Origin of the sequence: Hymenobacter rubidus (assembly GCF_016734815.1) — a bacterium.
GTDB classification, from domain to species: domain Bacteria; phylum Bacteroidota; class Bacteroidia; order Cytophagales; family Hymenobacteraceae; genus Hymenobacter; species Hymenobacter rubidus.
Genome location: NZ_JAERQF010000005.1, coordinates 85,763 through 97,353, shown reverse-complemented (window position 1 = coordinate 97,353; position 11,591 = coordinate 85,763). Strand labels below are relative to the sequence as shown.

Sequence of the window (11,591 nt, the reverse complement as noted above, 5' to 3'; positions counted from 1 at the left end):
TTAGTCCGATTGGATTACTTGCGCGGGAGAGATGCTTCGACAAGCTCAGCATGACGTTCTGGTTCTACTTTCGCGCCATGATTCTTGCCACTGCCACGCCTGCCGATGCGCCCCGCCTCACGCGCTTCGTAAACGCCGCCTACCGGGGCGAAACTTCCCACCAGGGCTGGACCACCGAAGCCCACCTGCTCGACGGCCAACGCATCGACGAGGAAGGCCTGCTGGAGATGCTGGCCCGGCCCGAGGCCGCCATGCTGCTGGCCCAAAACGAGGCCGGCGAGCTATTGGGCAGCTTCCATGTGCAGGCCCAGGGCCCGCTGGTTTACCTCTCCATGCTGGCCGTGGCCCCCGCCGGGCAGGGCCGGGGCGTGGGCAAATTCCTGCTCCGCGCCGCCGAGGACTACGGCCGCCGGCACGGCTGCGCGGTGAGCAAAATGACCGTGATTTCGGTACGCGACGAGCTGATTGCCTACTACGAGCGCCAGGGCTACCACCTTACCGGTGCCACCGAGCCTTTTCCGACCGACCCGCGCTTTGGTATTCCGAAGCAGCCGCTTACCCTGCTGGCGCTGGAAAAGTCCCTGACCCCCTCGGTTTGAAACAGGGGTGTTTTCTCAGCCCCTATGGTGGAAAATAAGGCTCCATTTCTATGAACAGCCCTTTGAAACCAATGGCGTTGCCGGCTGATACAGAAATAAAATAGGCCAAGACATTGGTTTTCGCATGATTGGGCTGGGTTCGTGCCGTAATTTTAGAGCACCAACCACACCCCAAGCCCATGCTTCGAAAATTACCCCTCCTCCTTCTGCTGGTTTTGGCGAGCCTGCTGGCCCGGCCCGAACGCAGCCACGCAGCCCCCGGCGACACCACCCGCGTCACCATTTTCAACCGGCGGCCCCTCACCCACTACGGCAACTACGACACCACGGCCGTGATGCCCGTAGCCGGCCGACAATACCGCAAGGTGCTGATGCACTACATCTTGGGTCGCTACGCCTGCGCGCCGGGCTCGCAGTACTGCGGCTCGTGGGACTACACCACCCGCGTGATTTTGCGCCCGCCGGCCCACGACTCGCTGGAGATGCTGCGCATCATGACGCCGTATGCCACCGACTGGCTGGCCACCAACAAAACCCACGACTACGTGGTGGACGTGACGGACTACGCCCCGCTGCTGGTGGGCAACCCCAGCTTCCGCTTTGAATACCAAGGGTATTCGTGGGGCTTCAACGTGACCGTGCGGCTCGATTTCATCGAGGGCACGCCGCCGCAGAACCCCATCGACGTGCGCAACGTGTACAACGGTACTTTTGCCTACGGCCGCACCACCGACCCCATTGAGAACTACCTGCCGGCCCGCTCGCTGGTGGCCCCCTCGGCCGGCACCATTGCCCTGAAAAGCCTGATTTCGGGCCACGGCGCCGACCCGCTCAACTGCGCCGAGTTCTGCCGCCGCTACTTCTCGCTGCTGGTCGATGGGCAGTCGCGCGGCAACACGTTTTTGTGGCGCGACGACTGCGGCAAAAACGAAGTGTACCCCCAAACCGGCACCTGGGTGTATAACCGCGGCAACTGGTGCCCCGGCGCGGTGGTGCGGCGCATTGTGCAGCCGCTCACCAACATCACCACGCCCGGCCAGCCCTACACGCTGGACATCAACATGCAGGCCTATACCGCTTCCAACCAGGCTTCGGCCTCGGCCCAATACATCTGGAGCAGCCAGCTGGTGACCTCGGGCGCCATCAATTTCCGCACCGATGCGTCGCTGGATGAAATCATTGCGCCAAACTCGAACGAAAACTACGTGCGCGAAAACCCCATTTGCGGCGGGCCGCAGGTGCGGCTGCGCAACCTGGGCAGCAACCGCCTCACGGCCGTCACCATTGCCTACCGGGTGAAAGGCCGCGGCCCGCTCCAGACCTATAACTGGACCGGCAACCTCTCCTTCGGCCGCGACACGCTGGTGGTGCTGCCCGCCCTGGCCACGCTGATGAACAACGCCACCGGCGGCCGCTTCCAGGCCTGGACCACCAATCCCAACGGCAGCCGCGACCAGAACGCCTACAACGATACCCTCACCACGCGCTTTTCGCCGTCCATCACGCTGCCCGCCGGCTTCGCGGTGGCCCTGACGACGAACAATGCCAGCGTTGGGGGCTTTGGCATCACCAACGAAACCAGCTGGCAGATAGTGGACGTGGCCGGCAACGTGGTAGCCCAGCGCACCAACACCAGCCCGGCTTCTACCTACAACGACCCGGTGGGCCTCGTGCCCGGCTGCTACTCGTTGCGTGTCACCGACTCGGGCTGCGACGGTTTTGCGTGGTGGGCTTCCAACGCGGGCAACGGCACCATGCGCATCATGGACAACCGCGGCAGTGTGCTGAACACCATCAGCGGGGATTTTGGCTGCGAGTACACGCTCAACTTCCAGGTGGCCGGCGTGGTGTCGGGCACGGCCACGGCCCAGCTGCAAAACGCCCTCGACGTGTACCCCAACCCCAGCCACGATGGCCGCTTCACCCTCGACCTGAACCTGGCCGCCGCCCAGCAAGTACAACTGGGCGTGGTAGATGCGCTGGGCCGCCGCGTGTGGTCCCAGAACCTGGGCGCCGTGAAAGCCACCGTGCAGCCGCTGGCCCTCTCCAGCCTCTCTCCCGGCATCTACGCCCTCGAAGTGAGCCTGGCCGATGGCACCAAGCTGAACCGCCGCCTGGTGATTGAGTAAGTTGGGTTGGGTTGCCAGTCCGTCATGCAGAGGCAGGACCATATACTAAAAGGTCGTCATGCTGAGCGTAGTCGAAGCATCTCTACCGCAGTAGTAAAATCAATTACTTGTACGGTAGAGATGCTTCGACTGCGCTCAGCATGACGGGCAAGAGCATTGATTACTTCTGCATGACGTGGTAACTACCCTCCCACTACCAACAAAAAAGCCCCCGCAGCTATGCTACGGGGGCTTTTTGCTGACTACTTAATTCGACTGCCTATTGCTTGCTCACCTTGATGGTTTGAGTAGTGGCATCGTCGCGGTAGCGTACCAGGTAGATGCCGGCGGCCAGGCTGCTCAGGTTGAAGCTGGTGCTTTGGCTGGTAGCCGGGGCCGTTTGCAGCACTTTGCCGGTGAGGTCGCTGAGGCTGAGCTGGGCATTCTTGCCGGGAGCACCTACCTGCACGGTGAGGAGCGAAGTGGCCGGGTTGGGGAAGGCGCTGAGGGCCACGGCGTCGGCGCCGGTGCGGCTGGCGCTGGGGGCCACCAGGTTGATGAGGTAGTCCTCGGCTTCGCCGTAGTCCGAAGCCGTGGCGCCGCAGGCCTGCGAGCCCAAAGGCACCACGTCATCGGCGCCCCGGATGCGCAGCTTGGTTTGGCCAAGCGGAGCGGCGGCGGGAATGACCAGCGGAATGGTGGCCGTGCCGTTGGAGCCGGCGTTGGTGCCCAGCGTGAAATATTCGGTGGCGCCGAAAATGCCGTCGCGGTTTAAATCAATCCAGACGGCGCTGTACTGATTGTTTTCGGCCCCGAAGGTGAGCACCACGTTGGTGGTGCGGCCCACCGGCAGGTTCGGAATCGCCAGCGTGGACGGCTGCTGGGTGCTGTAGTCGTGGTAATACGGGGCCACGTTGCCCAGGGCAGCGGTGTTGTTGGTCATCGTGCCCAGCGTCACGGTTTTGATAATATCGGTATTGCCCCCGCTCAGGTAGGTGGGCGAGCAGTAGCACTGCGCAAACGGGGTGGGCGTCACGCTCACCGCACTCGATATGGCCGAAGTACTGCTGCCCGCGCAGCTCACTAGCAGGCGGTAGTCGGTGGCCGTCGTCAGGCTGGGTACGGTGTAGGGCACGGTGGTGGCCCCGCTGAGGTTGGTGAACGTGCCCGCGCCGGCCGGGCTGCTCTGCCACTGGTAGGCGAGGCCGGTGGCGCCGGTGGTGTAGCCGCTGGCGCGCAGCTCGAAAGTCGTGCCAGGACACACCGTCGTGACCGATGCCGTAGCCGTGCCGCCCACGGGCGTGCCGGTGCAGGCCACCGGCGCGGCAATGGTGATGAGGTAATCTTCCACCTCCCCGAAGTAGCTGTTGAAGCAAGCCTGGTTGCCGACCACGGCGCCGTTGTTGGAGCGCACGCGCAGGCGGGTGGGGCCGGTGAGGGCCGTGGCCGGGATGGTCACGCTGCCGGTCAGGCTCAGGTTGAGGGCCGTGTAGCCGGTGGCCGGGCCGGTGCCCACGAGGGTGTATTCGCTGGCATCGAAGGTGCCGCTGTGGTCGTAGTCAATCCAGATGCCGGCCGCGCTGTTGATGGCGTTGATGCGCAAATCGAGCGTGACGGGGTAGGTGGCGCCTTGCAGCAGCGTAGTGGTGAGGGCCGTGTTGGCGGCGTAGCTCACGTAGCCGCCGGTAGAGCAGGCAGTGTTCAGGTTACCCAACGAGCTGAGGGTGACGCCGCGAATCCACTCGCTGGCGCAGCTGCCGCCGGTGGGCGTGCAGTAGCAGTTCAGGAACGAGTTCTGGGGCACGTTTACGAGGGCCGACGTGGACGAGAGGCCGCTGCCCGCGCAGGTGACCACCACGCGGTAGTCGGTGGCCGCGGCCTGGCTGGCTACGGTGTAGGGCACGGTGGTGGCCCCGCTGATGTCGGCAAAAGTGCCCGCCCCGGCGGGGCGGCTTTGCCACTGGTAGCTCACGCCCGAGCCCGACGCGGCGCCGGTCAGGTTCAGGGTGAAGCTGTTGTTGGTGCAGGCGCTGGCGGTGCTGGCCGTGGGGGTGCCGGCGGCCGGCGTGCCGCTGCACACCGAGTTGATGCTGACGCCAAACACGTTGAGCACGCCCGAGGTCGACGTTTTGGCGAAGTCAATACTCTGGATGGACTTGGCGAAGTTGCTCGTGGCAATGGTGAGCCGGACCTGGTAGATGCGCGGGTCGGTGGTGCTGTTTTCGCGGTTTTCAACGCCGCGCTGCACCCGCCCGATGCCCAGAATGGCGTAGCCCGAACCGCCGTACCAGTCGGCCACCGTTTGCCCGCTGAACGCCTGATTGGTGCCGTCGGTGAAGTTCACCGTCACGTTGACCGTGCTCAGGCCGCTGCCCGAAGTGGCCAGCAGAAACACCTCGCCCGCCGGCTGGGGCGTGGCCACCGTGAGCGTACCAGAGCCCGCGCCCGTGCCGGTGCCCGTGGCCGGCATGCGCAGCGAGTTACTGCCCGTGTAAGAAGCCAGCTGGAACGACACCCCGGCCGTGGCCGCGCTGTTGATGAGCCCGTTTTGGGGCAGGTACGAGGTGCCGGTGGGGTTGAAGTCCTGGGCCATAAACACATAGCCGCCCGCATCAACGCCAATGGTGGTCGAGCTCGTGGACAAGCCCGTGCCGTTGGCAATTACGTCGGCGTTGAAGCCCGTAACCACCAGCGGCACGTAGGCCGCTTGGGCCACCGGGGCCGCGCCCAGGCCCAGGGCATAAAGCGCCAGCCGGGCAAAATGAGTAAGGTGTTTTTTCATGTGAAGAGAAGTGAGGTAAATTTTTCAGGAAGGTAACCAGGCCTTGCTGCCCAACGCAAGGCCGTTCCTGACGATTGGCCTCTTATAAAAAAGCCCCCGCCAACATATTCGACGGGAGCTTTCCTATCACTGCTGGGTCGAGGCCGACCGTAGCAGTCGCCCTCGGCCTGGCAAAGCAGGCGAACCGGCTTAGTTATTCCACGGCCACCCGGCGGGCCACGGCGGCTTGCCCGGCCACTTGCAGGCGCAAGGTATAAATGCCGGCGGCCAGGCCGCTCACGTCCAGCGTGGCCTGCGCGCCGGCCGTGCCCAGGGGCACCGTTTTCTCACTCACGCGCTGGCCCAGGCTGTTCAGCAAGGTCAGCTGTACTTGCCGGGCGCCGTCTACGGCGGGCACCAGCACCGTCACGCCGGTGTGGGCCGGGTTGGGGAAAACGCTTACGCTGGCGGCGCTCAGGCCAGCAGGCGTAGCCAGCGGCGCGGCCAGCGCGAAGCCCAGGGAGAAGCGGCCCGCAATGGCGGCCGCGCCCGCAGTGCTGAAGGTGTAGCTGGCTTGCTGGAGCAGGTTAATTTGCTGGCCCGTGAGGGCGTCGCGCAGGTACACCAGGCCGGCCGGCAGGTTCACCAGCTCCTCGGCGCGCAGCGTGTAGGTGCCGGCCTGGGGCACGGTCACCGTCAGGGGCACCACGGTGGCGGTGCTGAGTAGCGGCAGTCCGTTGATGGCCAGCTCGGTGCCGGCGGCTATCGCCGCCAGGCCGAGGCCGGTGGGGTTGGCCAGCTTCACGGCGTCGTAGCGGGCATCGATGCCCGTTGTGGCACCGGCTTCGAAGTACACGTAGGCCGCATCCGAAAGCGAGGCACTGATGTTTTCCAGGGCCAGGCGCACGCGGGCGCGGGGGTCGTTGCCGCGCTGCAAGGCGCCGCCGGAGCCGAAGTCGGTGCTGCGGGCCGCATCGGTCAGGGTAAGCGTGGTCGACGTCGTGCCGGGGCTCACCCGCACCAGGAAGCCCTGGCCCATGCCGATGGTGGACGTGCGGCCGCCGCCCGTGCCCAGGCCGTTGGTGTAGCTGGTGTAGCTGCCCGTGTACTGGCTGGCGCTTCGGTACACGTACACCGCCGCGTCCATGCCTGTCGGAATGGTCACGTTGTCCCAGTTTAGGGTCGAGGGGTAGGGGTTGCCGAGCAGGTTCCAGCCGGCGTCGGTGGTGGCGCCGCGGGTGAGGGCCATGGCCACGGTGCCCGTGCCCAGCGTGCCCACGAAGTCCACCATCTGGCCGGCGGCCAGGTTCACGGTGTAGCCTTTGCCCGAGGTCAGGGCGTCGCCGGTCGAAGTTGCCGCCAGCCAGCCGCGGTCGAACACCGAATAGCTGGTAGCGGGGCTGGTGGCCTGCCGGGCTTCGCTGTAGCTAAACACGGTCGGGAAAGGCGTGACGGTGCCCGGCGTGGCCGAGGCGTTGTAGGCGGCGCCCTGGCTCACGCTGGGGCTGAAGCTGCCGGTGGCTAGGTCGGCCACGGTGGTGTTCGTGACCGGCGCGGCGAAGTGGCGGTAGCCCAGGCCCGCATTGGTGGCCGGGCTGATGTAGCGCTGCACCGTGGCCGCGCCCGTTACGGTGCCGCCGCCAGCGGCCACGGCCACCAGGGCCGTCGAGTCGGCATCGGAGCGCAGGGTCAGGTTCTGGCCGCCCAGCAGGTTGCCGCTGTTCAGGCTGAGCAGGCGGCGGATGGCCACCGGCTGCGACAGGGTGAGGGCCGCGCCACCGGTGGTGCTCACCGTGAGGTTGCGCACCTGCGCCGGCAGGGCCGAGCCCGTGCTCTGGGACGCACCGCCGCTATACACGTAAGTGCCGGCAATCGAGAACGTGCGCGTGGCCGTCTGGATGGCCCCGGTGGCCCCGCTCAGCGTGATGCCGGCCGGGTCGCAGATGCTCAGCGTCGCGCCGGCCGCCAGGCCGAAGCTGCCCGGCCCCGTCAGGGGCTGGCAGGCGGTGGTCAGCGTGCCGCCGGCCAGCACCTGGAAAGCGCCGTTCACCACCGTCGCGCCGGTCAGGGTGGCGTTGCCGGTACTGGTGACGGTCACGTTGTTGTAGGTGCCGGCCGGGATGGTGGTCGTGGTGCTCACCGTCAGGTCGGGGATGGTGCCGCTGATGGTGATGAGGTAGTCCTCAATCTCGCCGTAGTAGGGGTTGGGCGGGCAGGCCGTGGTGGCGCTCAGGGGCACCGTGCTGTTGGCCGAGCGCACCCGCATCCGCGTGGCGCCGGTGAGGGCGCCGGCGGGCACGGTGATGCTCGCCGTACCGCTCACGTCGAGGTTGGAGGCGGCCGCGGTGTTGCTGTACACCTGCGTGAACTCCCCGGCGTCGAAGGTGCCGCTGTGGTCGTAGTCAATCCAGACGCCGGCCGCGGCCGGGTTGGAGTTGATGCGCAGGTTCAGGGTGACGGAGTAAGTACCGCCCGCGGCCAGCGTCGTGGTCAGGGCCGCGTTGGCGGTGTAGTCGGCGTAGCCGCCGGTGGTGCAGGCGGTGCCCGTATTGGACAAGGTGTTCACGATGACGCCGCGAATGTATTCGTTGGTGCACACGCCGCCGGTGGGTGTGCAGTAGCAGGCAGCGAAGCTGTTCTGGCCCACGCTCACCACGTTCGAAGGCGTCGAGAGGCCGCTGCCCGCGCAGGTCACCACCACGCGGTAGTCGGTGGCGGCCGTCTGGCTGCTCACGGTGTAGGTCGAGGCCGTGGCCCCGCTGAGGTTGGCGAACGTATTGGCGCCGGCTGGGCTGCTTTGCCACTGGTAGCTCAGGCCGGTGATGTTGCCGGGGTTGGGGGCCGACAGGGTGAAGGAAGTGCCCGCGCACACGGTGCTGGCGCTGGCCGAAGCCACCGGGGCAGCCGGCGCGCCCGTGCAGGCCGTGGGCGCCACGATGGTTACCGTGTAATCCTCGGTTTCGCCGTCGTACTGCACCGAGCAGGCGTCGGAGGAAGCAAAGTCGCCATACGACGTGATGCCCGCTTTGGTCCGCACGCGCATCCGGGTGGGGCCGGCCAGGGCCGAGGCCGGAATGGCAATGGTGGCCGTGGGCGAGGCCGTGGTACTGGTCGTGCTGCTGGCCACAAACTCCGAACCATCGAAGGTGCCGTTCTGGTTAAAGTCAATCCACACCCCGTAGCGGTAGCCGGCGCTGGCGTTGGCAATGGTCAGCGTCAGCGTGGCGCTGGCATTGGCATTCAGGTTGGTGGTAGCCGTGCTGGCCGGGTACACCGTGTAGCTGGAGGCCGCGCAGCCCGAGCTGTTGTTGAGCGTGCCGATGCTCACGTTGGCAATCGAGCCGTAGGTGCCGCACCCGTGGGTGGAGGAGGTGGTGCAGTAGCATTGGTCAAACGGATTCTGCCCCACGCTCACCACGTTCGACGTGACGGGGGTGCCGCCGTACTGGCAGCCCACGATGAGCTGGTAGTCGGTCGCGGCCGTTTGGCTGGCCACCGTGTAGCTCTGCGTAGTGGCTCCGCTGATGTTGGTGAAGGTGCCGGCGCCGGCCGGGCTGCTCTGCCACTGGTAGGTGTAGCCGCCCAGGATGGTCGGAATGCTGTTGGTGGAAAGCATAAACGAAGCGTTGGCGCAGGCGTTGGTGGTATTGGCCGTAGCAACCACGCTGCTGGGCGGGGCCGAGCAGGTGGTCGGGGCCGCGATGCTTATCTGGTAATCCTCGGTTTCGCCGTACCAGGTGCTGGTGCCGGTGGTGCAGGCATCGGTATTGGCGATGGTGCCATTGCGCCAGCGCACCCGCACCCGCGTTGGCCCGGTCAGGGCCGTGGTGGGCACCGTCAGCGTCGTGGTGAGCGTTACATCGGTGTTGATAAGGCTGGAACCCCCGAGGGCAATGTATTCCGTGGTTTCGAAGGTGCCGCTGTGGTCGTAGTCAATCCACATCCCGCCCTGCGAGCCGGTGTTGTTCGAGTGTACCGTGATGCTCACCCCGTTCAGGTACGTCGCGCCCTGGTTGAGCGTGGTCGTCAGCGCGCTGTTGCCCGTGAAGTCGCCCGTGCCGTTGGTGGAGTTGGCGTTGGTGGTGTTGGTGAAGCCCGGCGTGCCCGGAAACGTCACGCTCTTGATGTACTCGCCCGTGCCCGTGCTCACCACCGCGCAGTAGCAGGTCAGGTAGGCGCGGGCCACGCTCACGATGCTGGAAGTGGTCGACTGGCCGCTGGCCGTGCAGGTCACGACCAACCGGTAGTCGGTCGAGGCCGAAATGCTGCTCACCGCATAGCTCGGAGCCGCTTGCGCGCTGCCCAGGTTGGCGAACGTGTTGGCACCGGCCGGGCTGCTCTGCCACTGGTAGCTCAGGCCGGTAGTGCCGGCCGGTACGCCCGTTGCGTTCAGTGTAAAGCCCGTGCTGCCACAGACCGACGTGGCCGTGGCCGTGGCCGTGGTGGCCGGTGGGGTGCCCGAGCAAGCTATCGGGGTTGCCATCGTCAGGTAGTAGTCCATCGACTGCCCGTAGGTGGTCGTCGAACAGGCTCCGGTGTAGGTATTGAGCGTCGTGTTGCCGTAATAGTCGGTGCGGATGCGCAGCCGCGTCTGGCCGGGCGTGGCCGTGGCCGGCACCGGAATACTCACCGTCAGCGTAGTAGCCGACGAGCTATACACTGCCGCGCCAGTTGTCAGAATGTAAAACTCCGAGGCCTCGTAGGTGCCGTTCTGGTTATAGTCAACCCAGGCCGAGGCGCGGGTATAGGCCGGCACCGCCACCGACAGGGCGTAGGTGGTGCTGGGGCTGATGGTGGTCGTGGTGGTGCTGGCCGGATACACCGCGTAGCTGTTCGACACGTAGCCGGCCGAAGAGCTGGTGATGAGGCCCGGTGCATTGCTCAGGGTCACGCCTCCGTCGCCGGGCAACGACACCGACGACACGGTGGCGTAGGAAGTGCTGGTGCTGCTGCGGTTGGGCACGCACGGGCAGTTCACCGCCGTGTTTTGCCCCACCTGCACCGAGCCCGAGGCCACCACGGTGCCGCCGCTGCCGTCGTAGGGGCAGGCTTCGAGCACCCGGTAGTAGGTAGCCGCCGTCTGCGTGGCCGTGTACGTGTTGCTGGTGGCACCGCTGATATTGGCCCAGGTCGCGTTGTCGGGCGAGGACTGCCACTGGTAAGTAAAGGCCCCCTGCGGCGGCACCGACAAGTAGATGCTGGTAGTGGGGCAGGCCATCGTCAGGGCCGTGGTGCCCCCGCTGGTGGTGGCCGCAAAGGCGGTCTGGTTGGTGGGCGCCGCCGAGCAGGTGGGCAGAATGCTCACCGCGAAAGCGTTGAGGTAATTGGCAGAAGTCGTCTTGGCGATGGTGACGCCCGTGATGGTCTTGGTGACGTTGGCCGCGCTCAGCACCAGCTTCACCTGGTACAGGAAGGGGGCCGTGCCCGTGGCGGTAGTAGGCGAGATGGCGTTGTTGGTGCCCACCCGCGCCGTCATGCCAAACGCCGCCGTGGCCCCGCCCGTGTACCAGTCCAGAATGGAGATGCCGGTGAAAGCCTGGCTGGTGCCGTCCGAGAAGTTCACGGTCAGGTTGGCCGTTGGGGCCCCGCCGCCGCCGGTGGCCAGCACGTACACCTCCGTCGCGGCCTGGGGCGTGGCGAAGGCCAGGGTGCCGGAGCCGGTGCCCGCAATGCGCAGCACGTTGTTGCTGTTCACATTCACCCCGCCGCTCACCGTGCCATACGAAGCCAACTGGTACGTCAGCGCCGAATAGCCGGCAATGACGTTGGGAATGGTTCCGTTGGTGGGCAGGCCGGAGGTGTGCGGCACGGCGGTGCTGTTGTAGTCCTGCGAGAGGAAGTAGTAGCCGCCGCCGTCCACGTCAGACGTTGTGGAGTTGAGCGGCGACGTGGAGGCGGTGGTGCCGTTGGCGACCACGTCGGCCGTAAAGCTGGAGGCCGCGAGGGGAACCTGCTGGTAGCTCTGCGCGTGTACCGCGCCGCCCACCCCCAGCACCAAAAGCAGCAGCTTCAAAAGTTGCGTAAATGGAATTTTCATACTGCGGAATTTTATCTAGTTTTTCCGCTAAATGTATATGCAAAATCCCCCTTTTAAAATGAATTGATTATTAGCTGGTTGTAGAA

Annotated in this window: 4 protein-coding genes; 2 read left to right on the top strand and 2 right to left on the bottom strand. The window is 65.8% G+C overall.

Going from position 1 to position 11,591, the window contains the following annotated elements; genetic code table 11:
- Nucleotides 1-77 precede the first annotated feature (77 nt).
- The gene (locus tag JKL48_RS05680; RefSeq protein ID WP_201979757.1) at nucleotides 78-599 is read left to right on the top strand and encodes a GNAT family N-acetyltransferase; all 522 of its coding nucleotides are present in this window, start codon (nucleotides 78-80) and stop codon (nucleotides 597-599) included.
- Nucleotides 600-778: 179 nt separating this feature from the next.
- A complete protein-coding gene (locus tag JKL48_RS05675; protein ID WP_201979754.1) occupies nucleotides 779-2,728 on the top strand; it encodes a peptide-N-glycosidase F-related protein in 1,950 nt (649 codons plus the stop codon).
- A 259-nt stretch (nucleotides 2,729-2,987) separates the two neighbouring features.
- Here JKL48_RS05675 and JKL48_RS05670 read toward each other — a convergent pair whose 3' ends face one another.
- Together JKL48_RS05670 and JKL48_RS05665 are read right to left on the bottom strand one after the other, a co-directional pair.
- Entirely contained in the window at nucleotides 2,988-5,489 is a 2,502-nt protein-coding gene (locus JKL48_RS05670; protein ID WP_201979741.1) for a GEVED domain-containing protein, read from the bottom strand.
- A gap of 193 nt (nucleotides 5,490-5,682) precedes the next feature.
- On the bottom strand, nucleotides 5,683-11,505 hold the full coding sequence (locus tag JKL48_RS05665) for a beta strand repeat-containing protein (RefSeq protein ID WP_201979739.1): 5,823 nt from the start codon (nucleotides 11,503-11,505) through the stop codon (nucleotides 5,683-5,685).
- Nucleotides 11,506-11,591: the final 86 nt, after the last annotated feature.

Coding starts and splice junctions, on each gene's coding strand:
- JKL48_RS05670 (WP_201979741.1), bottom strand. CDS start 5,489: ATGAAAAAACACCTTACTCATTTTGCCCGGCTGGCGCTTTATGCCCTG.
- JKL48_RS05680 (WP_201979757.1), top strand. CDS start 78: ATGATTCTTGCCACTGCCACGCCTGCCGATGCGCCCCGCCTCACGCGC.
- JKL48_RS05665 (WP_201979739.1), bottom strand. CDS start 11,505: ATGAAAATTCCATTTACGCAACTTTTGAAGCTGCTGCTTTTGGTGCTG.
- JKL48_RS05675 (WP_201979754.1), top strand. CDS start 779: ATGCTTCGAAAATTACCCCTCCTCCTTCTGCTGGTTTTGGCGAGCCTG.